The sequence below is a fragment of the Sinobaca qinghaiensis genome (assembly GCF_003610495.1).
GTDB classification, from domain to species: domain Bacteria; phylum Bacillota; class Bacilli; order Bacillales; family Marinococcaceae; genus Sinobaca; species Sinobaca qinghaiensis.
Genome location: NZ_RAPK01000009.1, coordinates 226150 through 252744, shown reverse-complemented (window position 1 = coordinate 252744; position 26595 = coordinate 226150). Strand labels below are relative to the sequence as shown.

Genomic DNA, 26595 nt, shown 5'->3' with positions numbered 1-26595 from the left:
AGGTTATGGCAGTAACGATTGATATTAACGATGAAACAACAGAAGTATCCGGGCCATCGCTTACGATGCTTGAGGAAGTGCTGCAGCTCGCTGCGGACATGGAAGACATTAAAGGAGAAGCAGAACTTTCTGTTACTATCGTGACCAACGAAGCTATTCAGGAGATTAATAAAGAATACCGCGGAATAGATAAACCGACTGATGTAATTTCATTCGCGCTTGATGATGAAGAGCCTTTCACTGACGGAGATGATGTGCCGCATCTGCTTGGCGATATTGTTATCAGCCTTCCTCGTGCCGTAGAGCAGGCAGAAGAGTACGGCCATTCTTTTGAGAGGGAATTTGCTTTCCTTGGAGTGCACGGTCTGCTTCATCTTCTTGGCTATCTGCACGACAGTGAGTCAGAGGAAAAAGAAATGTTTGCCCGCCAGGAAGAGATACTCAAGGAATATGGGCTTAAACGACAATAAGCAGAGCAGAGTGAAACGGCTGCTTCTGTCTTTTCGGTACGCAGCCAGGGGAATGAAAAAGACTGCAGAAAATGAGGCAAACATGCAGTATCATTTAGCAGCTGCCGCAGCGGTAATCGTGCTTGCTCTGCTTGTGCCCTTTCCTTTATGGAAATGGGTAGTGCTGCTGCTTACCATCGGCATGGTTCTTTCGCTTGAACTGCTGAATACAGCATTAGAAAAAACAGTTGATTTAGTAACGGAGCAGTATCATCCCCTTGCTGAAAAAGCGAAGGATGCTGCCGCTGCCGGAGTATTTATATTTACAATAACAGCTGTCATCATTGGTATACTGCTTTTTGCAGAACCAGTGAGCGTATGGCTTTAAGAGGAGATTTTTTATGGAAAAATTAATTGAACAGGCTAAACAGGCAAGAGAATTCGCTCATGTGCCTTATTCGAACTTTAAAGTGGGAGCGGCCTTGAAGACAAAAGACGGTTCCGTATATACGGGATGTAACGTAGAGAATGCTTCCTACGGATTAACCAACTGCGCAGAGCGTACAGCCGTTTTTAAAGCGGTAAGCAGTGGCAGCAAGGATATTGAAGAGATTGCAATCGTTGCTGATACAAAAGAAGCTGTAGCTCCGTGCGGTGCCTGCAGACAGGTTCTGTCCGAATTCATGGCTCCGGAAGCTGTTATTATTTTAAGCAACCTGCAGGGGAATATTGTGGAAACGACGATGCAGGAACTTCTGCCGGGAGCTTTTCAGGCAGGGGATATGAGATGACAGAAAACGTATTTAAATCAGGATTCGCTGCGTTAATTGGACGCCCAAATGCCGGCAAGTCTACGCTGTTAAATCATGTGATCGGCCAGAAAATTGCGATCATGAGCGACAAGCCGCAGACAACGAGAAATAAGATCCAGGGGTTTTACACGGACGAAAATTCCCAGATCATTTTTATTGATACCCCGGGTATTCATAAACCCAAGCACAAGCTCGGAGATTATATGGTGCGGATGGCGACGGAAACACTTAGAGAAGTAGATATTATTCTTTATTTGATTGATGCCACTGAAAAGTACGGTCCCGGTGAAGAATATATTATTAATAAATTAAAAGAAACGTCAACGCCGGTGTTTCTTATTGTAAACAAAATCGATGAAATGACCCCGGAGCAGGTCATGCAGGTTATCGAAAAGTACCGTCACCTATATGATTTTGCCGAGATCGTGCCGGTATCTGCTTTAAAGGGCAATAATGTAGAGACGATGATGCAGCAGCTTCTTGAATATATGGAGGAAGGTCCTGCTTATTATCCGGAAGATGAAATTACAGATCATCCCGAACGTTTTATCGTAAGCGAATTGATCCGGGAAAAAGTGCTTCAGCTGACCCGCGATGAAATACCTCATTCGGTCGCCGTTATTATAGAAGAAATGAAAGAACGAAAAGGCGGAGCTGTATATATATCAGCTGTTATTGCCGTCGAGCGTTCTTCGCAGAAAGGAATTATCATCGGGAAACAGGGCGCCCTGTTAAAGAAAATCGGCGAGCTCGCCCGTCAGGATATTCAGAAACTGCTTGGTTCCAACGTGTACCTGGAGCTCTATGCCAAAGTAGAAAAGGATTGGAGAAACAGCTCCTACCAGCTTAAAGAACATGGATATGACCAGAACGATTATTAACGTTACGTAAAAAAAGGATCGATGTCATGCTGAAAAAAGCTGAAGGAATAGTGATTCGAACCGTTCCATACGGAGAAGCGGATGTAGTGCTGACATTGTACACAAGAGAGGCCGGTAAAGTCGCTGTTATGGCAAAAGGGGCCAAAAAGCCGAAAAATCGGCTGGCCGGTGCAGCGCAGCCTTTTGTTTACGGTATTTTTCTCTATTACAGCAGCTCCGGCATGAGTTCGCTCAATCAGGCGGACATTATTAAATCCTACCGCCACATTCGTGAAGATTTGTGGAAAGCGTCTTATATCGCCTATGCAGCTGAACTGCTGGATAAGCTGACCAACGACCGGGAAACGAACCCGTTTTTGTTTGAGCTGTTCTGGCAGATTCTCGAGCATGTGGAAGAAGGCGACGACGCTGAAACGCTTATACGGATTTTTGAGTTGAAAATGACAGATGCTGCAGGTATTAAGCCGCAGCTGGATCAATGCGTTAATTGTGGCAATAAAGAAGGAACGTTCAGCTTTTCCATCAGAGGAGCGGGATTTCTCTGCCACCGCTGCAGTCATCGGGATGAATACCGCATGGATATCAGTCCGAAAGCGATCCAGCTGCTGCGCACGTTTTACTATCTGGATTTAAAACGTCTCGGCAGCATTACGCTGAAGCCGGAAACCAAAAAGGAACTCCGGCAGGTCATGGATACGTACTACGAAGAATACTCGGGGCTGTACCTGCGTTCCAAGCGATTTATGGAGCAGATGGAAAAATGGAATCCTGTGGAGGATACTTGACAGGCCTGATGGATTTGAGTATGATTCAACTACATTTAATAGTGCACTGAAGGGAAATAGTACTCTTTCTCTAAACAATCAGCGAGCGCAGGACGGTGAGAGCTGCGCAGTTTATGAAGACGAAGGCATCCTGGAGCATACTAAACGAAGAGCGGCTTTCTGCTGTCCGGCAGAGAGCAAGTAGGGTGGAACCGCGGAGCATACAACCGTCCCTATACCATAGATGTGGTATAGGGACGGTTTTTTATGTGTTTAAAAAAGCAGTTATTCAATGGAGGGATTAGATGAACGTTCAGGATATGATTTTAACGCTTCAGAAATTTTGGTCTGATCAAAACTGTATTCTTATGCAGGCGTATGATGTAGAAAAAGGAGCGGGGACGATGAACCCGATGACCTTTCTAAGAAGCATTGGCCCGGAGCCATGGAATGTGGCATACGTGGAACCTTCAAGACGTCCGGCTGACGGCCGCTACGGTGAGAATCCGAACCGTTTATACCAGCATCATCAATTTCAGGTGATTATGAAGCCGTCGCCGCCCAATATTCAGGAACTGTACTTAGAAAGCCTGGAACAGCTCGGAATTAATCCGAAAGAGCACGACATCCGTTTTGTGGAGGACAACTGGGAAGCACCTACGCTGAGCGCATGGGGACTGGGCTGGGAAGTCTGGCTCGATGGCATGGAAATTACCCAGTTTACTTATTTTCAGCAGGTTGGCGGAATGGAAGCAAGTCCGGTAGCCGTCGAGATTACGTATGGCATTGAAAGATTGGCTTCTTATATTCAGGATAAAGAAAACGTTTTTGACCTGACATGGGTAGACGGATTTTTATACGGAGATATATTTAAGCAGCCGGAGTACGAGCATTCCAAATATGCGTTTGAGGTAGCGGATGCAGCCATGCTTTTTAAAGAGTTTGATACGTATGAAAAAGAAGCAGCCAGAGCGCTTGAAGAATCGCTCGTATTTCCCGCTTATGACTACGTGCTGAAATGCTCTCATACATTTAATCTTCTTGATGCAGGAGGGGCGATAAGCGTGACGGAGAGAGCCGGCTACATCGGCCGGGTCAGACGCCTGGCGAGAGAGTGTGCTTCGTCTTATTATCAGGAAAGAGAGCGCCTGCAGTTCCCGCTGCTTAACAAGAAGGAGGAGTCATCGAATGGCTAATAAAGACTATTTACTGGAAATCGGCCTTGAAGAAATGCCGGCCCGTTTTGTAACCGATGCAATGCTTCAGCTGGAAAGCAGAGCGGCTGCGTGGCTGAAAGATAAAAGAATTAACTATACAGCAATTGCTTCTTTTTCCACTCCAAGAAGACTTGCGGTCCGTATTGAAGGGGCAGCAGACGCACAGGAGGATATTGTAGAAACGAAAAAAGGCCCTGCACGCAGCATCGCGCAGGCAGAGGATGGATCCTGGACAAAAGCAGCAATAGGATTTGCCAAGGGACAGGGACTGTCTGAAAACGATTTGTATATTGAATCGATCAAAGATGTTGAATATGTATTTGCAAAAAAAGAAGAAAAGGGCCGGGCAACGGCTGAACTTCTGCCGGAACTTGGCGCAGAAGCTTCCAAAATGACTTTTCCAAAAAGCATGAAGTGGGGAAGCCACACTATGCGTTATGTGCGGCCGGTCCAGTGGATTGTTTCTTTGTATGGTACAGAGATTATTCCAATGGAAATGGCGGGAGTTAAGGCGGGCCGGCAAACAAGAGGCCATCGTTTTCTGGGAGCCAATACTGTTATTGAGAGCCCGGCGGCTTATGAAGCTGTACTGGAAAAAGAATGGGTAATAGCAGAGCCGTCCGAACGAAAAGAAATGATCAGAAAACAGATTGCTGCAATCGAAGAAAAAGAAAACTGGCTTATCCCTATCAATGAAGACCTGCTCGAAGAAATAAACAACCTGGTTGAATATCCAACCGCCCTGTCGGGATCATTTGATGTTTCTTATCTGGAACTTCCCCAGGAAGTGCTGATTACTTCCATGAGAGAGCATCAGCGCTACTTCCCGGTAGAAGATGAAAACGCACGCCTGCTTCCGAACTTTGTTACGGTGCGTAATGGAAACGAAGAGCACATTGAAAACGTACGAAAAGGAAACGAAAAAGTGCTTCGGGCACGGCTGGCTGACGGCAGATTTTTCTATGAAGAAGATCAGAAGCTTCCTCCTGAACAGGCAGCGGCAAAACTGGATAACATTGTGTACCAGGAAGGCCTCGGCACTATAGGAGATAAGGTCCGGCGCATTCAAGGACTGAGCCTGGCTGCAGCCAAAAAAATCAGCCTGTCGGAAGAAGCGCAGGAAAATATCCGCCGTGGAGCGTTTTTATCGAAGTTTGATCTGGTCACGCTTATGGTGGATGAATTTACAGAACTTCAGGGTATTGTCGGTGAGAAATACGCGCTGCTGGCCGGAGAAAATGAAACCGTGGCACGTTCGATAAGAGAGCACTACCTGCCCCGTTTTGCAGGGGACATGACGCCTTCTTCCAAAGAAGCAGCCGTTATCGGGCTGGCTGACAAAATGGACACCGTAGTAACAGCGTTTGGCATCGGGGCAGTTCCTACAGGCTCCCAGGATCCAAATGGTATTAGAAGGCATGCAGCCGGAGCAGTTGCTATTATGCTTGCCCAGGAGCTGCCGATTACGGTGGAAGGGATGATTCAGCAGACAATGGAAATAGCTGCAAAAGCAGGGGTGCTGAAACGTCCGGAAGAAGAACTGGCCATTGAACTTCAGGAATTTTTCAAACAGCGGATCCGCAACCTTCTGCTGGAGCGCTCCATCAGCCATGATGTCTGTGATGCCCTTCTTCAGGGAGACATTGGCTATATTTATATTTTAGTCAACAAAGCCGGTTTTCTGCAGGCGCAGAAAAATAAAGCTTCGTTTAAAGAGACGGTGGAAGCACTCAGCCGTGTTACCAATATTTCCAAAAAAGCCGAATTGGATGCTCCCCCTGTACGAACAGAGCTGATGGAAAACGATCAGGAGAAGCAGCTGATGAAAGCCCATGAAGAGCTGGCAGTCTCCCTGCCATCCCTGCTCCAGGATAACAGCATGGAAGAGGCGCTTCAGGAACTTGAGAAGCTCTCTCCTTATATTAATGACTACTTTGAGCATGTAATGGTGATGAGCGATGATGAAGCTGTAAAGCAGAACCGTCTTGCGCAGATGGTCCAGCTGTCCGGGCTTATCCAGACCTTTGCTGATTTCAGGTATCTCGTATTTACCGAGTCGTCAGACTAGAGAAGTCTGCGTAGTCAGCGCCGGTCCAATAAGATATAATAATAGATAGAGTAGCATAGCATGTCGTATGTTATGAAGGCGGTGTTGACCATTCAATTATCAAAAAGACAGGAATTTATAGTAGATATAGTAAAAGCAGAAGGGCCGATTACCGGAGAGCATATTGCAGATAAGCTTTCTCTTACGAGAGCGACTCTCCGGCCCGATCTGGCGATTCTTACGATGTCCGGGTACCTCGATGCAAGACCAAGAGTCGGCTATTTTTATACAGGAAAAACAGGTACGCAGCTTCTTAACGAAAAGATCAAGCAGATTACGGTAAAGGAATACCAGTCAATCCCGGTAGTCGTAAACGATGCAAGCTCTGTGTATGATGCGATTGTAACAATGTTTCTTGAAGACGTTGGAACACTCTTTGTTGTAGACGGAGCATCGTCTTTAACAGGAGTGCTTTCCAGAAAAGACCTGCTGCGTGCCAGTATAGGCAAACAGGAGCTTGAGGCCATGCCGGTAAGTATTATTATGACTAGAATGCCTAATATAACGGTCTGCCGTAAAGACGACTTAATTATAGAAGTGGCCAGTAAACTGATTGAAAAGCAGATTGATGCACTTCCTGTTATTAAAGATCAGCAGAACGGAAAAATGGAAGTAACGGGAAGAGTAACAAAAACGAACATTACAAAGCTGCTTGTTGACCTGGCACATGATGACATGTAAAAACGCGTCAGGCATCTGGAAAGGGAGGAACGATGGTAAAAACTAAACCAAGACCAATTGTATATGTAGTGTCTGATTCCGTTGGAGAAACGGCGGAGCTTGTAGTTAAGGCTGCTGCCAGCCAGTTCGGGGAAAAAGGAATGGAAATCCGCCGCATTCCCTATGTAGAGGATGAGGGCACTATTGACGAGGTAATTGAACTGGCAAGAGAAGCTCATGCTATGATTGCTTTTACGTTAGTGATTCCTGATAAAAATAAATACTTACTGGACCGGGCGGAAGAAGCCGGAGTAGAAACCGTGGATATTATCGGACCGATGCTCGACAAAATGGTGAACATGACCAACACCCAGCCGAAATATGAACCAGGGCTTGTCTATCGTCTGGATGAAGACTATTTCCGTAAGGTCGAAGCGATTGAATTTGCGGTGAAATATGATGATGGAAGAGATCCGCGCGGCATTATGAAAGCAGATATTGTTCTTGTCGGCGTGTCCCGTACTTCAAAAACCCCGCTTTCCCAGTACCTTGCCCACAAGCGGCTGAAAGTGGCAAATGTACCTTTAGTACCTGAAGTAGAGCCGCCGGAAGAGCTTTACAAGATTCCCCCTGAAAAATGTATCGGCCTGCGGATCAGTCCGGAAAAGCTTAACAACATCCGGGCCGAGCGCCTGAAAGCATTGGGTCTTCGGGCAGAGGCAAGCTATGCAAGCCTGGACCGTATTAACCAGGAGCTCGTCTATTCCGAAAAAATAATGGAAAAAATCGGCTGTACGGTGATTGATGTGTCCAATAAAGCCGTAGAAGAAACAGCCAATTTGATTTCCAATATGTTTCAAAAATAATGACTAACTGCTGCCGTGCTTATTAAATGCCGGCAGTTGTTTCATATTCACGTGGAGGTGGTATCTATTATTATTTATACGGACGCAGATGCCTGCCCTGTAAAAGAAGAGATTGATGCACTGGCAGAAGCCCGGCAGATTCCATCGTTGTTTGTACACAGCTATGATCACGTCTCCTCCAAAACCTATTATTCAAAAGCTGTGATGGTCGACATCGGACCGGAAGCGGTGGATATGTATATTATGAATCACATCGGAAAAGAAGATGTTGCAATAACTCAGGACCACGGTCTTGCTGCCCTGCTTCTGCAAAAAGGGGCCGCTGTACTTTCTCCAAAAGGAAGAGTGTTTCGGAAAGACGAAATAGACATACTTCTTGCCGGCCGATATGAAGGTCTTCTGATCAAGCAGGGGAAATTAAAGAAAAAAGGCCCGCCGCCGTTAAAAGCTGCTGATAAAAAACATTTCAAAGAGTCGTTTGCCTCTTTTCTGGAGGCAGGACAGAGCGGTGCGACCGAATAGGCTGCGTATAAAGGAAGAGGATAGAAAATGGCACAACGTATTCCTGAACAAGTAATTAATGAAATCCGGGATTCTCTGGATATTGTTGATGTAGTCAGCGATTATGTATCGTTGAAAAAACAGGGCAAGCACTATTCAGGGCTGTGTCCTTTTCATAATGAAAAAACACCATCATTCACCGTGTCGTCGGATAAACAGCTGTATCACTGCTTTGGCTGCGGAGCCGGCGGGAATGCGATCACTTTTGTAATGGAAAAAGATAATCTGCCGTTTGTAGAAGCTGTGGAAAAGCTTGCCGGTAAAGCTAACATAGCACTTCCGGAGCAGCCGGGAACGGCTTATCAAAAGGAAGAGGACGCCAGTCCGCTTTGGGAAGCCTACGAGCTTGCTGCAAGATACTATCACCACCTGTTAATGAATACCGAACAGGGAAAAGAAGCTTATGATTACCTGCTGAATAGAGGAGTAACGGTGGAGCAGATGGAAACCTTCCGCCTCGGTTACGCTCCGAATCAGCCGAGAATGCTCAAAGAACTTCTGGAGAAGCGTGAGTTTGATATCGAAGAGATGGTCGACGGAGGACTTCTTTTCAGGCGGGAATCCAGCTGGGATATTTATGACCGGTTCCGCCACCGCATTATGTTTCCTATTCATAATGCCAAAGGAAAGGTAAAAGCGTTCGGCGGAAGGTCTCTTGGCGAGCAGGAACCTAAATATTTAAATTCACCGGAAACCTCGATTTTTTTAAAGCACGAATCCCTATACGGCATTCACTTAGCCCGCGGACCGATACGTAAAAAAAATCAGGCGGTTCTGTTTGAAGGGTATGCCGATGTTATTGCAGCCTCAGGCGCCGGAGTGACGAATGGCATTGCTGCGCTGGGTACTGCTTTATCCGAAAGACAGGTACAGTGGATCCGGAGAAATACAGATCAGGTTCTTTTATGCTACGACGGCGACGAAGCGGGACAGAAGGCAGCATGGAAGGCGGGTGCCCTGTTCGAAAAGGAAAAGGTGAATGTTCAGGTAGCCCTGCTTCCTGATAAAGTAGACCCGGATGATTATATTAGAAAACACGGCAGTGAAAAATTCAAAAAAGATATACTAAATTCTTCTGTATCGATTACTTCCTTTAAGATGAAATACCTGCGTAAAAATAAAAATCTTAATAATGAAGGAGATAAACTCGCTTACGTCGAAACCGTAATAAAGGAAATTGTAAAACTGCCGGGTGCTGTAGAACAGGATATTTATTTAAGACAGCTTGCAGAAGAATTTTCTTTATCACTTGATGCACTTAACGAAGAGAAAGAACGACTAGCCCGGACACGTCAGGAGCCAGTCCGGCCGCCTTCTTCTTATATGGAGGAACCGCCGCCTCCGCCTGTGCAGGAAACGTCCTCGTATAGAAAAAATCAGCTGCTTCCGGCTTATATGAACGCGGAGAAGCAGCTGCTTGCCCACATGCTGCAGAATAAAAACACAGCATTTCGGGTACAGGAAGTACTGGGCGGGGAATTTAACTTTGATGCCCATATGGCTGTTGCTGCCCATCTTTATGCTTTTTATGCAGATGGGAACGAACCGGATCCTGGTGAGTTTTTATCGTATTTAGAGGACGGGGAGCTCAGAAATATTGTGTCGGAAATATCTCTTCTTGACATTCAGGCTGATTTATCGGAAAATGAAATGTCTGACTATGTGTACCAGATTAAAAGATACCCGGAAAGGGTATTAGTTAAAGAGAAAGAACGAAAAATTAAAGAAGCTGAACATCGAAAAGATTATGAAACAGCCCTGAAGCTTGCTATGGAGCTGTTGGAGCTTCGTAAATCATCAGGATTATAAACAGCGGTTCTTACAGGCTATTCCTCTTTCTCCATAAAGGAAAATAGCCCTATTTTTTTGCAGGCAGTTTATTGGAATCCACTGGCAGAGATATGCTAAAATCGACTTCCAACTGCATCAGAATAATGAACAATAGAGATAAATAATGGAAGTAATGAGACGATCGGAAGGAGGGGATCGAATGGCTGAGAAACCAACCCGCCCACTGGCGGAAGGCGATATGTCCATCGATCAGGTAAAAGAACAATTACTAGAAGCAGGTAAAAAACGCGGAAATTTGTCCTATGCGGAAATTTCTGAGAAACTTGCCCCTTATGAGCAGGATTCAGAACAGATGGATGAATTTTTTGAATATCTCGGCGAACAGGGAGTAGATATTCTCAATGAAGGGGAAGAAGTTGTTCCAAGCATGGATCGTGTAGCCAAAGAGGAAGAAATCGACCTCAATGACCTGAGCGTTCCTCCCGGCATTAAGATTAATGACCCCGTTCGTATGTATTTAAAAGAAATCGGCCGGGTGCACCTGCTTTCAGCAAAAGAAGAAGTATCCCTGGCAAAGCTTATTGAAGAAGGGGACGAAGAAGCAAAGCGAAGACTTGCAGAAGCAAACCTTCGTCTTGTCGTTTCGATTGCAAAGCGTTATGTAGGACGCGGCATGCTCTTTCTGGACTTAATCCAGGAGGGCAACATGGGACTTATTAAAGCAGTAGAGAAGTTCGACTACAACAAGGGTTATAAGTTCAGTACCTATGCTACATGGTGGATCAGACAGGCCATTACCCGTGCAATTGCCGACCAGGCCAGAACGATCCGCATACCTGTGCACATGGTGGAAACAATCAATAAATTAATCCGCGTACAGCGTCAGCTGCTTCAGGACCTTGGACGCGAGCCTTCTCCAGAAGAAGTATCCAAAGAAATGGATTTGACGCCGGATAAAGTAAGAGAAATTCTTAAGATCGCCCAGGAACCGGTGTCACTTGAAACACCAATTGGGGAAGAAGATGACTCTCATCTCGGCGACTTTATTGAAGACCAGGAAGCTCTTGCTCCATCCGATGCTGCGGCATACGAACTTCTGAAAGAACAGCTGGAAGACGTGCTTGATACGCTTACGGATCGTGAAGAGAATGTACTGCGTCTCCGTTTCGGCCTTGATGACGGCCGTACGAGAACGCTTGAAGAAGTCGGTAAAGTATTTGGCGTAACCAGAGAAAGAATCCGCCAAATCGAAGCCAAAGCTCTTCGGAAGCTCCGCCACCCAAGCCGGAGCAAGCGCCTGAAAGATTTCCTTGATTAAATAACGATGAAAAAGCCGCCTGCCGGGCGGCTTTTTTTATGTACAGCCTGATGTTTCTTCAGCTGTCTGGTTTCTAATATGTATTCGCTCTCATAAATATTGGTTTTAGTCTTTTTAAATTGTTCAATATAAAGTAAAATAAAAAAGAATACGTATACATGATTTGATACATAGTGAAGAGGGGGAGAGTGTGTGAAAAGAAAACCGCTTATTCCATTTTTATTAATCGCTGTACTTGGACTCCTTTTAACACTTGGTCTATCCTTTATTGGATTGAGCGAGCAGGCGGAAAGAGAAGCAGAAGAATCTGGAGAAGCTTCGGTAGAAGACGATCCGGTTGCCTATGGAGAAGATCTGGTAGCTGAAAACTGTATTTCCTGCCATGGTGAAAATCTGGAAGGACAGGGAGAATTTCCAGCTATTAATAACGCAGCATCTAATTATTCAGCTGAGGAGATTTCTACAATTGCCCAGGAAGGTATAGGAGATATGCCTGGAGGGATTGCAGCCAACGCAGAAGAAGGCGATGCAATAGCAGAATACTTAATGTCGCTGGAAGAATAAACAAAAAGAGGGGAAGCCTTCTTTTTGTTTTTTTATGCAGAGAAAACAATGGTATATGGTACGATAATAAAGGATCTATACATAGAAAGGAAAGCCGATATGACGAATATAGCACTATCCAAAAGACTCGCTGCGATTGCAGCATTTGTAAAAGAGGGCGCCGATGTAGCTGATATCGGAACCGATCACGGCATTCTGCCGATTTATTTATGTCGGGAGGACAGCTCACGAAAGGCTATAGCCGCAGACCTTCGTGATGGACCGCTTGCAGCAGCGAGAAAAAATATTCAAAAGTACCATATGGAAGATCGGATTGAACTCCGATTGGGAAGCGGCGTGTCCGTTTTGCAAAATGAAGATCGTATTGACACAATTATGATAGCCGGAATGGGAGGTCCTTTAATTGTTTCCATCCTCGATGACGGCAGGGACCTGGTAAACAGCCTTCCCTCCCAGCTGGTGCTGCAGCCGAATGTAGCAGCGGTGGAAGTCCGGCAGTGGCTGCTGGACAATAACTGGGAGCTTATGGATGAATGTATTATAGAAGAAGACAATCACTATTATGAAATCCTTACCGCCCAAAAGGGAGACCCTGAAAAACCATACCGGCAGGCAGCCATGAGCAGGGGAGCGGCCCTATTGTTCGGCCCATTTCTTTCTGTTAAAAAAGAACCAGCTTTTATAAACCAGTGGAAAAGGGAACAGAAAAACTGGGAATCCATCGGCAGACAGCTGAGTAGGGCAGAAAACAAAGAAGAAGTTCAAAGTAAAAAAAAGCTCCTGCAGCAAAAGCAGGAGTGGTACAAGGAGGTATTTTCATGAGCAGAGAGGTAAAAGGACAAACTGTAATTGACGTGTTTGAAGAATGGTCGCCGCGTACGTACGCTGTACAAGGGGACCGGGTCGGGCTGATGGTCGGCATGCTTGATAAGCCGGTAAGCCGGGTGCTGGTCGCACTGGACGTGACGGACGAGGTGATCGAAGAAGCGATCTCTGCAGGAGCAGAGCTGATTATTGCGCATCATCCCTTGATATTCCGTCCTCTGACAGAAATTGATACGGCCCATGGCCAGGGACCACTAATTGAAAAGTGCATTAAACACGATATTGCTGTATACGCCGCTCATACTAATCTCGATATTGCTCCGGGAGGAGTAAACGATATGATGGCGGATGCTTTGAGTCTTCAACATGTGGAAGTGCTGGTACCGACACAGACAGAAAACATGAAAAAAATTGTCGTGTTTTCTCCGGAATCCCACGCCGATACTATCCGTAAAGCCATCGGAAATGCTGGAGCCGGCAATTTAGGGGACTACAGCCACTGCAGCTTTTTTGTGGAAGGCACGGGCACCTTTATGCCGGAAGCTGATGCAGATCCATTTATTGGAGAGTCCGGCCGTCAGGAATATGTTAAGGAAATGCGCATAGAAACCATTGTGTCTGAATCAGACCTTAACCGTGTGAAACAGGCAATGCTTGATGCCCATCCTTACGAAGAGCCGGCCTATGATGTTTATTCATTAGATGTAAAAGGCCGCGAACTGGGATTGGGAAGAGTCGGCCTGCTGCCGGAAGAGATGACGATAGAGGCTTTTGCCGACTATGTAAAGCAGCGGTTTAACGTGCCGTCAGTTCGTATTGTAGGAGACCGGAATAAAAAAGTCCGGAGAGTGGCGCTTCTGGGCGGGGACGGCAATAAGTACTGGAAGCAGGCACTTTCTAAAAACGCCGATATTTATCTAACCGGAGATATTTATTATCATACCGCTCAGGACGCAATGCTGGACGGCCTAAGTATGATAGATCCCGGGCATAATGTTGAAAAAATTATGAAAGCCGGTACAAAGCGCTATATGGACGAGTTAAAGGATAAGCGTATAGAGGGTGTCGAATGGATTGCTTCTGAAGTGTCGTCAGAGCCATTTTCATTCATATAAAAAAAGAGGCCGAAATGGCCTCTTTATTTTTTCGCTTTTACTTTAGGAAGGATTTTTGATCCTTCTACTTTTTTCTCTGTTTTCCACGTAGTGGGATCGTTTTCGTCGTACTGCTGTAAGAAGGTAATAACTTCTTTTGTAATAGGGGTAGGGGTTGATGCACCGGACGTTACGCCTATTTTTTTAATACCGTGAAGCCAGCTCAGCTGTAGTTCGCTGATATCAGAAATACGGTAAGCCGGGGTATTGGCAATTTGTTCAGAAACCTGGGCAAGGCGGTTGGAGTTATTACTTTTCGGATCCCCAACAACTAGTACCAGCTCGGTCTGGCTCGCCTGTTCAGCAACAGCTTCCTGACGGACCTGGGTCGCCATACAGATTTCATTATGAATAGATGCTTTAGGATATTTTTCCATCGCACGATTCATAATATCGGAAACGTCCCATTGGCTCATTGTCGTCTGATTGGTAATAATAATTTTTTCGGATTGAATGTTGAGATTTTCTACATCATCAAGTGTCTCCACAAGGTGAACGACGTCAGGTGCCACTCCGATAGCGCCTTCCGGCTCGGGGTGTCCTTTTTTACCTACATAAATAATATCGTATCCTTCATCACGCTTAGCACGGATCAAGTCATGCGTTCTCGTAACATCAGGGCAGGTGGCATCGACAGTCGTCAGCCCTCTTTCCTGAGCAATTTGGCGTACTTCAGGTGATACACCATGTGCCGTGAAAATAACGGTCCCGTGATCTACCTGCTTTAAGATTTCTACACGATTTTCTCCGTCCAGTGAAATAATGCCATCCTCTTCAAATGCATCTGTAACATGCTTGTTGTGAACGATCATTCCCAGGATATAGATGGGGCGCGGCAGGTCCAGGTTGCTTGCAGCCTGTCGTGCCATAACCATCGCGTCAACCACTCCGTAGCAATAACCGCGGGGTGAAATTTTTAATACTTCCATAACTGCCTCCTCTGAAACATACTTCCGTTATCCTGTTCCGGCTGTTTTTCCGGGCCAGGGTTCTCCATGCATTTAGCATGTCCCTTACAGTATACTAGCTTCTTTATAAAATGAAAAGCAGGACGAAGTAGAGAATATGGTCAGGAAGCCTGTGAAGAAGCGCAGTTTATGATAAAATAGGGGTCGGTTCAATAGGATACCCACAGGGTAATCAAAGACGGAGGAACAAACATGAATATGAAAGCTTTTGAGCAATACAAACTGCCTGCTTTTCTAATAGAGGCATTGGAGAAACAAAAATTAAATTCTCCTACAGACATTCAGGAAAGGCTGATTCCAGCTGTCATAAATGGTAAAGACGTAATTGGGCAGTCCCAGACGGGTTCCGGAAAAACGCTGGCATTTCTGCTGCCTATCATAGCGAGAATTGAGCCTGACGTAAAAGAAGTCCAGGCTGTTATTACTGCACCGACAAGAGAACTTGTAGAACAGATTAATAAAGTGCTGAAGGGACTGCTTGCTGACCAGCCGGAAGACCGGGTTATTACGTCCCAGCGTGTAGTCGGAGGATCAGACCGCAAGCGCGACATTGAAAAGCTTCAAAATACCCCTCATATAATCGTTGCGTCACCGGGACGTTTACGGGACATGGTGAAAACCCAGTCTATCGATATTCACCGTGTAAAGATGCTCGTTATTGATGAAGCTGACCAAATGCTCGATATGGGATTTATTGAAGATATCGACCCAGTGGCAGCTTTAATGCCGGACTCGCTGCAGATGATGGTTTTTTCCGCCACCATTCCAGAGTCGCTGCAGCCATTTCTAAAAAAATACATGACTAATCCAAAGCATGTGCACATTGATCCAAAGTCAGCTGCGCCGAGAGAGATTAATCATTACTTTCTTCCTCTTAAACACAAAGACCGTACGGAAGAAACGGTACGTATTGCTTCCTCGATTCAGCCTTACTTAGCGATAGTATTCGCTAATAAAAAGGAAGAAGCAGACGAGGTGCATGCAGCTTTCCTGGAAAAAGGGCTGAACGCAGACCTTCTCCACGGCGGCTTGTCGCCACGGGAAAGAAAACAGGTGATGCGCCGTGTTCATAGTCTTGAAGTGCAGTATCTGGTCGCTACCGATCTGGCCGCACGCGGAGTGGACATCCCTGGAATTACGCATATTATCAACCATACACTTCCTACCGATTTAGAATACTATGTCCACCGTATCGGTCGTTCAGGCCGTGCAGGGTTAAGCGGAGAAGCCTATACGCTTATTGAAAAAGATGAGCTGGCCTCGCTTCAAAAGCTTGAAAAAAAGGGGATTAAGTGTGAATTGGTTGAGCTCCGCAAAGGGGAGTTCGTTAAAACAGTAGACCGGAAAAGTTTCCGTGCCGCCTCTCAAAAGCAGGAACAAAAGGCCGTGCCTAAAAAGCCAAAGCCAAAACCAAAAAACGTAAAGCCGGGCTACAAGAAAAAAGCCCAGCAGGAGCTCAGCCATCAGCAGAGCCGTGAAAAAAGATTAAATAAACGCAAAGATAAGCGCTCATAAAGGAGAAGACCCCAGATGCTACTAGGATCCCATGTTTCCATGAGCGGCAAGAAAATGCTGCTCGGTTCGAGCGAAGAAGCCGCCTCTTATAACGCTACAGCTATGATGATATATACAGGCGCTCCGCAGAATACCCGCCGCAAAGCTATCGAAGACCTGCAGATCGAAGAAGGCACAAAGCATATGCAGGAAAATGGCATTAAAGAAGTAGTCGTGCACGCACCTTATATTATTAATATCGGCAATACTACAAAGCCGGAAACGTTCCAGCTGGGCGTTGATTTTCTAACGTCTGAAATACAGCGGACCGAAGCACTCGGTGCAAAACAGATTGTCCTGCATCCGGGCGCCCACGTCGGTGCAGGGCCGGAAGCAGGAATTAAAAAGATTATTGAAGGGCTCAATGAAGTTATTGTACCGGAGCAGAACGTGCAGATTGCGCTTGAAACAATGGCCGGCAAAGGCTCGGAATGCGGAAGAACGTTCGAAGAGCTTGCAGCTATTTTCGACGGGGTTCATCATAATGATAAATTATCGGTCTGCTTTGATACCTGTCACGTCCACGATGCCGGCTACGATATCATTAATGACCTTGACGGTGTATTGGAATCATTTGACCGCCTGATTGGATTGGACCGCTTGAAAGTGCTCCACATTAATGACAGCAAAAACGATGTTGGTGCCCATAAGGATCGTCATGAAAACATCGGCTTTGGCTATATTGGTTTTGAAGCCCTCAATAAAATTGTTCACCACGAGAGATTTAAAGACATTCCAAAGATATTGGAAACACCTTATGTCGGAGAAGATAAAAAGAATAAAAAACCGCCGTACCACCATGAAATCCAAATGTTGTCCAAACAGTCTTTTAATGGGAATTTAAAAGAGGAAGTCCTGGCGCAGTAAGTACCGCGGCGTTATAAAGAAAAACAAAAAGTCAAGGAGCCGCTGCGGCCCCTTGACTTTTTTCGTTAGATCCGGTAAAACCTTATAGCGAGAGAAAGAAACCTAATCCGGAACACAAAAAAGCACAAAACAGGGGGCTTTACCGTGAGTGTAACGAGTGAATTTTCGATACTGGCGATCCCATTTTTGTTCATGCTCAGCGGGATTGAAAAAGAGCAGGTTCATAATCATTTAGACGTACTGAATGAAAAACAGGAAGATCTGGAGCGTGCAGAAAAAATTGAAACGGAAGAAATCTTTCCGGAAGAACTCCAGCCGATCAGCAGCGAAATGACGTATCACGAATGGAAAGCCGCAGAAGACGAAGCGGAAGATTTTTATGAAAAAAGCGATGGTCTATTCAAAAAAGACTGGGGAGTTTTTATGTCTTATCATGCTCATAATAAAGACATTGATCCAGCCATCGTTTACGAACTGCTCAGTGTAGAAACGGGCGAAACGTTTGATCCTGATCTGGTAGGACCGCAGACGAAATATGGACGCGCCTATGGGATGGCCCAGTTTATGACTAATACGGGGCCGTGGATTGCAGATATGGCAGATATTGCTTATGAAAAAGATTTTCTCTACAACCCTTATTATTCCATGCGTTTGTCCGTAGAGTATCTTGATTATCTGCACGACAAATACGAAGGAGACTGGAATAAAGCCTTAACAGCTTATCACCGCGGCGTGGCAGGTATGAGAGCCTATGTCGAAGAGCACGGGGATGCAAAGAGCTGGTATGCCGTCGAGATCCAGGAAAAAGCGGAAGGCAGCGAACTAGTTGCTAAAGAATAAAATGTGAAAAGCGTCCCGGCACTATGCCGGAACGCTTTTTTGTCTTACTATATTACTCTCCATCGGAATCTACAAAGCGGGCGGCCCAGTCATGAAACAACAGCTGGCTGTTTACCGGCTTATGGTCGGATGATACATAGTGATAGGTGCCGGTATTGTCCTGGTATCTTGCTTTGACATTATCTTTTAGATACGTTTCCAGAATTTTCTTCAATCGTTTTTTTATAGAGGGGGAGAACACAGGAAACATAATTTCGATACGTTTGTCCATATTTCTTGTCATCCAGTCCGCCGACGATAAATACATTTTTTCTTCTTTGTGGGAATGGAAAAAGAATATACGGGAATGCTCCAGAAATCTTCCTATAATACTGATAACGTGAATATTCTCACTGACTCCTTTTATTCCAGGTTTTAAGCAGCAGATGCCACGGATAATCAGGTCAATCTTCACGCCCGCTGCCGAAGCTTCATAGAGCTTCAAAATAAGCGGTTTATCTGTTAATGAATTCATTTTTGCGATAATACGGCCGTCTCCGTGCTTTTTTTGATAGGCGATTTCCTGGTCTATCAATGCCAGCAGGTCTTCCCGAAGATCGGTCGGAGCTGTCGATATCTGATTCCATTTCGGCTTTTTCGTAAATCCGCTGATGTGATTAAAAAAGTTCGTAGCGTCCTCGCCAAATGAGGTATTCATCGTTAGAATCCCCATATCCGTATACAGTTTGGCTGTCGAATCATTATAATTTCCCGTACCCAAATGGATGTAGCGTTTAATTTTTCCTTTATGCTCTTTTACTACGAGCGTAATCTTGCTGTGGGTTTTAAGGCCGCTTACTCCGAAAATAACATGAGCGCCGGCTTTTTCCAGCTTTTTAGCCCAGATAATGTTGTTTTCTTCATCAAAGCGTGCTTTAAGTTCTACGAGCACAGTCACTTGTTTTCCGTTATCAGCTGCCTCAAGCAGAGCCTTGATAATGGGAGAATCACCGCTTACTCTATAGAGCGTCTGCTTGATAGCCAGAACTTCAGGATGATGCGCGGCGGCGGTAATAAAGTCTACGATCGGCTGAAACGATTCATAGGGATGGTGAAAAAAGAGATCCTTTTTTTCAATGGCTTCAAAAATATCCGGCTCGTCGATAAGGTCTTCCGGCGTCTGGGGAATCAGTGTTTCATCCACCAGATGCTCCCGTTCTTCTGATAAGTTGGAATACAGTCCAAATAGAAAAGAAAGATCAAGCGGCCCGATTGTCTGATAGACATCGTCCTCATGTACGTCCAGGGTCTGTACGAGGTAGCGGAGGGTTTTTTCGTCCATCAGCCCCTTCTGGTACTCTAGTCTAATAACAGCCCCCCAGCGTCTCTTCTTTAATTCTTTTTCTATTTCCTGCAGAAGGTCCCGGGCTCCCTCTTCGTGAATAGTTAAATCGGCATTTCTTGTAATCCGGAATGGAGACACGCTGATAATGTCATAGCCTTTAAATAATTCCGGCATATACTCCATTAACAAATGTTCAAGAAGCATAAACCGCTTTTCACCGGAGGCAGCCGGCAGCTCAATAAACCGGGAAAGCACGGCGGGGATCTGGACGATCGCAAAACTTTCCGCCTGATCGCCATCCTGTTTGTGCTGAAGTCTTACTGCCAGGTGGAGAGATTTGTTAAGAAGCATAGGAAAGGGCCTGGAGCTGTCCACGGCCATAGGAGTCAGCACGGGAAAAACATAGCTCCGGAAATAATTTTCCACATACGACTGCTGGCCGTTATTCAGTTCCTGCATCGTTAATATCTGTATGCCTTCTGTGTCCAACAGCGGAAGGATGGTTTCGGTGAAAAAGATATCCTGCTTCTGGACGAGCGCAGCTGTTCGGTCGGTAATTGCTGCGAGCTGCTGCTTAGGCGTCATGCCTGCTTTGTTTTCAGGGCGGTTGTACCCGGCTTTGACCTGATCCTTTAAACCAGCGACGCGCACAGAAAAAAATTCATCCAGATTGGAACTGAATATAGCAAGAAATTTAAGCCGTTCCAGTAGAGGAGTTCTTTCATCTACTGCTTCCTGAAGAACTCTTTCGTTAAAGGAAAGCCAGCTTAATTCTCTGTTGTTATAGTAGGCAGGAGAGCTGAAATCAATAGATTGTTTTTTAGAAGGCGTCATAGGCTGATCTTCCTTTCTGCAGACGGCTTTTTTCCATCTATAATGGGTCCTGGAAGCGTAAAGAAGGCTCCAGAGCAAACATTAGCACAGCAATGTAAATGCCGTATAAATATTTGATTACAAAAAGTGAAGAGTAATGGAGCGGTCGAGCACTTTTTCCAAATGCTTTTTATGTTTTTCACTTTTCATCATTTCAAATACGGGAGAAATATCATCGGCACTGTAAAAAGTAAAGTGCAGTTCTTTACGCTGTTTTTCAATATCAAGGCGCTCGATTACGTTGCGGTTCGTGCGGTTGAGCGCATAGGCAAGCTTTAATATACTGCCTAGAAGCTCGTACTGGGCAAGAAGCTTATCGTCTATCTGCTGTTTAAATGGTTTGGAAAAAGACTGCAGCCATGATTTCGATTTAAAGGAGGCGATAAAAGCCATCGCCATTCGATCCCGGTGCGAAATGCCGTCAATGGAACGATTCGTTAATAAATAAAACGTATGCTGGCTACTGGCTTCGTAGCTTATATATTCCCCTATATACAAGACGTTTACACTTTTTCGCAGTAATTCCTGCTGGTTATTTGCAATGAGCTCCTCGGGAAGATGCGGAAGCAGCTGCGTATACAAATGATCGGCAATAAACCCTACCTGCTCTACGTTGACATTGTTTACTTCAAATTCTTCTTTCAGCTGATAAAAGCTCTCTTCTTCAACTTCTATCGTTTTGATTTCCGGATGTTCTTTCTGCAGTTCTTCCATTAATAATCCATCCCGGAGTCCTTTGTTGCTCATCATAAAATAAGGGGCGCTGGTATATTCAATAAGAGACTGAATAATAACGGCAGCCGGCAGAATTGTATCAGAGCGGTCTTTGGATAACCCTTCAATAGAGTCACGCTTTTCTTCCGGTGTGTCGGACAGCAGATCGATAACAGACTGCATCTCGTCTGGCACCATCGTGTACTGATGCAGGCCGGAAAGAGGGTAGTCGATGGACGCCTGATGAATTAAGGACAGGTTACGGGCACTTCCGCCTATACCGACAATCGGAAGATCCTCAGTAGAGAGAAGCCAGGGGAGGGTTTTAAATTCATTTTTAGCTTTTTCCTTAACCGCTTCGAGTGCCTTATGCTCTTTTTTATAAGAATCCACAAACTCTTTTTTTAGTGTTAGAGCACCAAAAGGAAAGCTGTGGGAGTGAATAATCTTTTTGTCTTGAAATAACGTGATTTCCGTACTGCCGCCGCCGATATCAACGGTGATGCCGTCATTTAGGAAGGTAGACTGCTGCACTGCCAGAAATCCGTAGTAGGCTTCTTCGTCTCCGCTCAGCACCCGGACCGGCATGTTTGTTTCATCTGTAATAAACTGGATAATCTCTTTGCAGTTCGATGCATTTCGAATAGCCGCTGTTGCTGCTGCCTGAACGGTTTCCACTTCATGGAAATCAATTACTTCCTGAAAGCGGAGAAGCACAGATCGAAGAATACTGAAGCCTTCTTCCGTTAAATTATTCTGCTCGTCCATGTGCGAGCTCAGCCGGGCCACTTCTTTTACGTTATGTAATTCCCTCAGTCCGCGTTTGCCATTCATTCCGTGGATAACCATCCGGATCGAGTTGGAACCAATATCAATAACAGCTATTTTTTTTAACATAGTATTGTCTCCTTTTTCTTCTTATAAATACAGTATGACAGGAAGCTGCGAATATTTACATCTCTCTTTTCCTCCTGTATACTTGATTAGTCAAATCGTAATGATTCTTAATGAATGAACATTAACTAAAAGGGGGAGGAGCCTCCAGATGAAAAATACCATTTCTGCACCAGCTTCTATTATTTCTGTTGATCAAGTATCTTTCTATTATACAAACCAGCCCGTGCTGGAAGATATTACGCTGCACATAAAAAAAGGCGATTTTCTGGGCCTGGTCGGACCAAATGGCTCCGGTAAGTCAACGCTCGTCAAAATTCTGCTGGGTCTGCATGCCCCGGAGAGCGGAACCGTTCAGCTGTTTGGCACTCCTGTAAAAAAATTCAAATCATGGGATCAAATCGGCTATGTATCCCAAAAAGCCAACAGTTTTAACAGCGGCTTCCCAGCTACTGTATTTGAAGTCGTAGCCATGGGCCTGTATGGAAAAATCGGTTTGTTTCGTTTTTTGGGAAAAGCGCATAAAGAAAAAATCAAACAGACGCTTTCGAGTGTCGGCATGCTTGAATTTAAAGATAGAAATATTGGAGAGCTTTCCGGCGGCCAGCAGCAGCGGGTTTTTATCGCAAGAGCGCTGGTCAGTGATCCGGAGATACTAATTCTCGATGAGCCGACAGTCGGGGTCGATACAGCTTCGGTGCAGGCTTTTTATGAGCTGCTCAGCCATCTGAATAAAAAAAGAGGAATTACGCTTCTGCTTATCACGCATGATGTAGGAGCTATGACAAGCTATGTCACAAAGGTAGCCTGCTTAAATAAAAGCCTTCATTTTCACGGCAGCACAAAAGATTTTGAAGAAAGCGATATGTCTTCTTTGTACGGCCATGATGTACATCTGCTGACTCATGAGCATGGGGGAGGCGGGCACTAAATGTTTGATCTGTTTTTTCAGTATGAATTTTTACGCAATGCATTTCTAGCCGGCATTATTATTGGATTTCTTGCACCGGTACTGGGCGTGTTTATCGTTGTCCGCCGGATGGCGCTCGTAACGGACGCTCTCTCTCATATTACGTTAACCGGTATTGCGTTTCATTTACTGCTTAGCCAGAGCGCTGTATTCCTGCAGGCCATAAATCCTTTATATATGGGTATGGCTTTTTCTGTAGGCGGTTCAATTTTAATGGAGAAGCTGCGGCACGTATATAAACATTATCAGGAAATAGCGGTGCCGATTATAATGTCTTCGGGTATCGGGCTGGGCGTCGTATTTATTTCTCTGGCCGACGGTTTTAACAATGATTTGTTTAATTATTTGTTCGGCAGTGTTCTTGCAGTGACGCCGACTGATTTAACAGCTATTACCGCTGTGCTTGTTGTAGTGGTAATCCTGCTTGTTTTATTCTATAAAGAACTGCTGTTTTTGGCATTTGATGAAGAACAGGCGAAAGTCAGCGGAATACCAAATAAATGGCTGAATTTCCTATTTATTGTCATGACGGCTCTCGTGATCGCGTCCTCGATGAGAATTGTCGGTATTTTACTAGTCTCTGCTTTAGTGACACTGCCGGTCGCAGCTGCTATTCAATTATCTAAGAGCTTTAAGCAGATGTTTATATATTCCATTATTATTGGTGAGATATCCGTTATAAGCGGTCTGGTTTCCGCTTTTTATTTAAATGTGGCTCCGGGCGGAATGATCGTACTTATCGCTCTCGGCATTCTTCTCCTCGTAATAGGAGGGCGGAAAGCCGGAGGGATGGGAGTACGGAAGCTGCGCGGCAGAAAAACACTGGAATGGCGAAAGGCATAGGCTTTCAATTGTCGCTTCGGTTTATTTCCTGTAAAATATACGTATAGAAGAGTTGATGTCATGTTAGAGTTATCATTTATAGAACGCGGAATCGTTGCTGCCCTGCTTGTAGGTGCCATCGCCCCCATGGTCGGTGTGTTTCTTGCCGTCAGGCGCTCTACGATTATTTCAGAGTCGCTTTCCCATGTGACGCTCACAGGAATCTCGGCAGGGGTTTTGATGGGGCAGGTATGGACGGTTACCGACATAAGTCCGATGTATACGGGATTTTTATTTGCCCTGCTTGGTTCCCTGCTGATTGAAAAACTCCGCCAAATATACGATCGCTTTCAGGAGCTTGCTGCTCCGATTATTTTATCTGCCGGGGTGGGACTGAGTGCAGTGATAATGAGCGCCTCCGGCAGCGGCTATACAGAATGGTACGAATATCTTTTCGGAAGTATCGTATCTGTCCGGATGGAGGATCTTTGGTTTATTATTGCTACAGCCGGACTTGTCATTCTGATTTTAGCTTTATTTTTTAAAGAATTTGTTTCTGTCTCATTTGATCAGGAGTTTGCAAAAGTTTCCGGCATTCCTTTGAAAAAAGTAAATTTTTTGTTTTCGTTATTAATAGCGCTTGTGATCTCCATGTCTATGAAGGTGGTAGGTATTTTACTAGTTGGAGCGCTGATTGCTCTTCCCGTAGCCGCCGCGCTGAACGTAGCCAAAAGCTTTAAAAAGCTTCTTCTGCTCAGCGTCCTGTTTGGGGAGGCGGCCGTTCTGGCAGGGGTTTATTTTTCATATCAGTTTAATATTGCTACCGGAGGTATGATTGTTGTGCTTTCCGCTGTTCTTCTGCTTGCGGTATTGGCAGGAAAACGGCTGAAGTCTATGAGAAAAAGGGAGAGATTTGCATGAACGTAGAACAGGCGTTGAACCAGTTAAAAAAAGATGGATTTAAATATACAGGCAAACGCGAACAAATGCTGGAACTGTTTTCCAAGGAAAAGCGGTATCTATCCGCGAAGGATGTACTCGTGGAACTTCAGAAAAATTACCCCGGCGTGAGTTTTGACACCGTGTACCGTAATCTATCATTGTTTGCAGAAAAAGAAATATTGGAAATGACGGAGCTGGACGGTGAGAAAAAATTTCGTTTCAGCTGTGCGACGACGCAGCATCACCATCATTTGATCTGTTTAGACTGCGGCAAAACAAAGCATATTCATTCCTGCCCGATGGACTGGCTTGAAGAAAACGTAGAATCTGATTTTGCCGTTACCTCTCACAAGTTCGAGATATACGGCTACTGCGAGGAATGCCAGGCAAAGTCAAAAGTGACCGCATAAAAAACAGCGCACCCATCAGCCGGGTGCGCTGTTTTTCTATAAATAAAATGCCCTGCCGGGTCCATCCCGGCGGGGCATTTTATTATTTAGTAAGGGAAGCTGCTTTTTCTGCTTCTTTTTTATAATGTTCTTCTGCAATTTTGTCGACTTCTTTTTTCAGTTCATCGACCATTATTTCTTCCGGCACTTTACGGATGATTTCTCCGTGACGGAAGAGAAGACCTTCACCGCGGGCACCGGCAATACCGATATCGGCTTCGCGGGCTTCACCCGGACCGTTTACGGCGCAGCCGAGCACGGCTACTTTGATCGGTGCTTTAATCGTGGAAATATATTCTTCTATATCATTGGCAATGCTGATTAAGTCAATTTCAATGCGTCCGCAGGTAGGGCAGGAAATAAGAGTGGCTGCATTCGCCGCAAGGCCGTAGGTTTTTAAAAGCTCCCGGCCTACTTTAATTTCCTCTACAGGGTCTGCACTTAAAGAAATACGCATTGTATTTCCGATACCCATATTCACAATAGCACCAAGGCCTGCTGCACTCTTTACCGTACCGGCAAAAAGGGTGCCTGACTCGGTAATACCAAGGTGAAGCGGATAATCAAAAGCTTTAGAAGCCTTTTCGTAGGCTTCAATAGCCAAATGAACATCAGACGCTTTCATCGATACGATAATATCATGAAAGTCCAGTTCTTCCAGAATACTGATATGATAAAGGGCACTTTCTACCATGCCATCCGCAGTAGGGTAGCCGTATTTATCGAGAATTTTCTTTTCCAGTGAACCGGCGTTTACACCGATACGAATAGGAATGCCTTTTGCTTTAGCCGCTTTTACGACTGCTTCCACTTTTTCGCGTTTTCCGATGTTACCTGGATTGATGCGTATTTTATCTGCGCCGCCTTCGATAGCTTTAAGCGCAAGGCGGTAATCGAAATGAATGTCTACTACTAACGGAATAGTAATACGCTTTTTTATTTCAGGAATAGCCTCAGCTGCACGCATGTCTGGACATGCTACGCGGACGATTTGGCAGCCTGCTTCTACTAATCGGTCAATTTCTTTGACAGTTGCTTCTACGTCATGTGTTTTAGTCGTTGTCATGCTTTGAATGATGATCTCATCATTGCCGCCAATAACCAGATTTCCTACATTTACTGGTCTTGTTTTGGAACGATGCGTTACTTGGCTCATGTATCCATTCGCCCCTTCAGATTAATAAATTTTTCGGTCCAGTCTAAAGTATGCATTGTACAATACACACCAATCGTAACCAAATCTTATGCATTGCCATTGTATCAGCGTTTGAATCTGTTTGGCAAGCATATCTGTTTAAAGGTTGTTTTGAGCTTCTTTTTCATATCAGAAGTGTAACCAAATAAAAAAAGCATCGACTAATGGTATGGAACACAAATGTTCCTGTACACATAAAAGGCAGCAGGGAACT

Annotated in this window: 26 protein-coding genes; 22 read left to right on the top strand and 4 right to left on the bottom strand. The window is 45.1% G+C overall.

Annotated elements, in window-relative coordinates:
- Nucleotides 1–5 precede the first annotated feature (5 nt).
- The 15 genes from ybeY (at nt 6) to ATL39_RS10985 (ending at nt 13930) form a co-directional block, all read left to right on the top strand.
- Nucleotides 6–470 carry an rRNA maturation RNase YbeY gene (gene ybeY, locus ATL39_RS11055; protein WP_120193418.1) on the top strand — a complete coding sequence of 155 codons (465 nt, stop codon included), beginning with the start codon at nt 6–8 and terminating at the stop codon, nt 468–470.
- Nucleotides 451–837 carry a diacylglycerol kinase family protein gene (locus tag ATL39_RS11050; protein ID WP_120193417.1) on the top strand — a complete coding sequence of 129 codons (387 nt, stop codon included), beginning with the start codon at nt 451–453 and terminating at the stop codon, nt 835–837. Before ybeY ends, ATL39_RS11050 begins: the two co-directional genes overlap by 20 nt.
- A 13-nt stretch (nt 838–850) precedes the next feature.
- Nucleotides 851–1240 carry a cytidine deaminase gene (locus ATL39_RS11045; RefSeq protein ID WP_120193416.1) on the top strand — a complete coding sequence of 130 codons (390 nt, stop codon included), beginning with the start codon at nt 851–853 and terminating at the stop codon, nt 1238–1240.
- Nucleotides 1237–2142 (top strand): GTPase Era, encoded by a 906-nt coding sequence (gene era / locus ATL39_RS11040; RefSeq protein WP_120193415.1) that lies wholly within the window; start codon nt 1237–1239, stop codon nt 2140–2142. The genes ATL39_RS11045 and era overlap by 4 nt, the downstream gene beginning before the upstream one ends.
- Before the next feature lie 26 nt (nt 2143–2168).
- Nucleotides 2169–2927 carry a DNA repair protein RecO gene (gene recO / locus ATL39_RS11035; protein ID WP_120193414.1) on the top strand — a complete coding sequence of 253 codons (759 nt, stop codon included), beginning with the start codon at nt 2169–2171 and terminating at the stop codon, nt 2925–2927.
- A 284-nt stretch (nt 2928–3211) separates the two neighbouring features.
- A complete protein-coding gene (gene glyQ / locus ATL39_RS11030; protein WP_120193413.1) occupies nt 3212–4102 on the top strand; it encodes a glycine--tRNA ligase subunit alpha in 891 nt (296 codons plus the stop codon).
- A complete protein-coding gene (gene glyS, locus ATL39_RS11025) occupies nt 4095–6191 on the top strand; it encodes a glycine--tRNA ligase subunit beta (RefSeq protein WP_120193412.1) in 2097 nt (698 codons plus the stop codon). Before glyQ ends, glyS begins: the two co-directional genes overlap by 8 nt.
- Nucleotides 6192–6263: 72 nt before the next feature.
- Entirely contained in the window at nt 6264–6911 is a 648-nt protein-coding gene (gene ccpN, locus ATL39_RS11020; protein WP_120193411.1) for a transcriptional regulator CcpN, read from the top strand.
- A gap of 32 nt (nt 6912–6943) precedes the next feature.
- Nucleotides 6944–7756, top strand: coding sequence for a pyruvate, water dikinase regulatory protein (locus ATL39_RS11015; RefSeq protein WP_120193410.1), 813 nt, complete (start codon nt 6944–6946; stop codon nt 7754–7756).
- Nucleotides 7757–7771: 15 nt separating this feature from the next.
- Nucleotides 7772–8278: a YaiI/YqxD family protein gene (locus ATL39_RS11010; protein WP_120193409.1), complete on the top strand. Its 507-nt coding sequence runs from the start codon at nt 7772–7774 to the stop codon at nt 8276–8278.
- Nucleotides 8279–8305: 27 nt separating this feature from the next.
- Nucleotides 8306–10126, top strand: coding sequence for a DNA primase (gene dnaG, locus ATL39_RS11005; RefSeq protein ID WP_120193408.1), 1821 nt, complete (start codon nt 8306–8308; stop codon nt 10124–10126).
- A gap of 181 nt (nt 10127–10307) precedes the next feature.
- On the top strand, nt 10308–11426 hold the full coding sequence (gene rpoD / locus ATL39_RS11000) for an RNA polymerase sigma factor RpoD (protein WP_120193407.1): 1119 nt from the start codon (nt 10308–10310) through the stop codon (nt 11424–11426).
- Between the two features lie 192 nt (nt 11427–11618).
- Complete coding sequence (locus ATL39_RS10995; protein ID WP_120193406.1) at nt 11619–11990, top strand: c-type cytochrome; 372 nt, start codon at nt 11619–11621, stop codon at nt 11988–11990.
- Nucleotides 11991–12089: 99 nt separating this feature from the next.
- On the top strand, nt 12090–12812 hold the full coding sequence (locus ATL39_RS10990; RefSeq protein ID WP_170146911.1) for a tRNA (adenine(22)-N(1))-methyltransferase: 723 nt from the start codon (nt 12090–12092) through the stop codon (nt 12810–12812).
- A complete protein-coding gene (locus tag ATL39_RS10985; protein WP_120193404.1) occupies nt 12809–13930 on the top strand; it encodes a Nif3-like dinuclear metal center hexameric protein in 1122 nt (373 codons plus the stop codon). The genes ATL39_RS10990 and ATL39_RS10985 overlap by 4 nt, the downstream gene beginning before the upstream one ends.
- Nucleotides 13931–13953: 23 nt before the next feature.
- On the opposite strand, the gene ATL39_RS10980 is transcribed toward ATL39_RS10985, so the two are convergent.
- On the bottom strand, nt 13954–14898 hold the full coding sequence (locus ATL39_RS10980) for a 4-hydroxy-3-methylbut-2-enyl diphosphate reductase (protein WP_120193403.1): 945 nt from the start codon (nt 14896–14898) through the stop codon (nt 13954–13956).
- 231 nt (nt 14899–15129) lie between these two features.
- Between ATL39_RS10980 and ATL39_RS10975 the strand changes: the two genes are divergently transcribed.
- From ATL39_RS10975 to ATL39_RS10965, 3 genes are all read left to right on the top strand, one after another.
- Complete coding sequence (locus ATL39_RS10975) at nt 15130–16452, top strand: DEAD/DEAH box helicase (RefSeq protein ID WP_245960974.1); 1323 nt, start codon at nt 15130–15132, stop codon at nt 16450–16452.
- Nucleotides 16453–16467: 15 nt separating this feature from the next.
- On the top strand, nt 16468–17358 hold the full coding sequence (locus tag ATL39_RS10970; protein ID WP_120193402.1) for a deoxyribonuclease IV: 891 nt from the start codon (nt 16468–16470) through the stop codon (nt 17356–17358).
- 144 nt (nt 17359–17502) lie between these two features.
- Nucleotides 17503–18198: a lytic transglycosylase domain-containing protein gene (locus ATL39_RS10965; protein ID WP_245960973.1), complete on the top strand. Its 696-nt coding sequence runs from the start codon at nt 17503–17505 to the stop codon at nt 18196–18198.
- Nucleotides 18199–18250: 52 nt separating this feature from the next.
- Here ATL39_RS10965 and ATL39_RS10960 read toward each other — a convergent pair whose 3' ends face one another.
- Together ATL39_RS10960 and ppx are read right to left on the bottom strand one after the other, a co-directional pair.
- Nucleotides 18251–20356: an RNA degradosome polyphosphate kinase gene (locus ATL39_RS10960; RefSeq protein ID WP_120193401.1), complete on the bottom strand. Its 2106-nt coding sequence runs from the start codon at nt 20354–20356 to the stop codon at nt 18251–18253.
- 117 nt (nt 20357–20473) lie between these two features.
- Nucleotides 20474–22006, bottom strand: a complete 1533-nt coding sequence (gene ppx / locus ATL39_RS10955; protein WP_120193400.1) for an exopolyphosphatase — start codon at nt 22004–22006, stop codon at nt 20474–20476.
- A 148-nt stretch (nt 22007–22154) separates the two neighbouring features.
- Between ppx and ATL39_RS10950 the strand changes: the two genes are divergently transcribed.
- From ATL39_RS10950 to ATL39_RS10935, 4 genes are read left to right on the top strand one after another with little or no spacing between them, the layout of a single operon-like run.
- Entirely contained in the window at nt 22155–22934 is a 780-nt protein-coding gene (locus ATL39_RS10950; RefSeq protein ID WP_211326985.1) for a metal ABC transporter ATP-binding protein, read from the top strand.
- Nucleotides 22935–23816: a metal ABC transporter permease gene (locus ATL39_RS10945; protein WP_120193399.1), complete on the top strand. Its 882-nt coding sequence runs from the start codon at nt 22935–22937 to the stop codon at nt 23814–23816.
- Nucleotides 23817–23876: 60 nt separating this feature from the next.
- Nucleotides 23877–24716, top strand: a complete 840-nt coding sequence (locus ATL39_RS10940) for a metal ABC transporter permease (RefSeq protein WP_120193398.1) — start codon at nt 23877–23879, stop codon at nt 24714–24716.
- Nucleotides 24713–25147 (top strand): Fur family transcriptional regulator, encoded by a 435-nt coding sequence (locus tag ATL39_RS10935; protein ID WP_120193397.1) that lies wholly within the window; start codon nt 24713–24715, stop codon nt 25145–25147. Before ATL39_RS10940 ends, ATL39_RS10935 begins: the two co-directional genes overlap by 4 nt.
- Before the next feature lie 82 nt (nt 25148–25229).
- Here ATL39_RS10935 and ispG read toward each other — a convergent pair whose 3' ends face one another.
- Nucleotides 25230–26342 (bottom strand): flavodoxin-dependent (E)-4-hydroxy-3-methylbut-2-enyl-diphosphate synthase, encoded by a 1113-nt coding sequence (gene ispG, locus ATL39_RS10930; protein WP_120193396.1) that lies wholly within the window; start codon nt 26340–26342, stop codon nt 25230–25232.
- Nucleotides 26343–26595 lie beyond the last annotated feature (253 nt).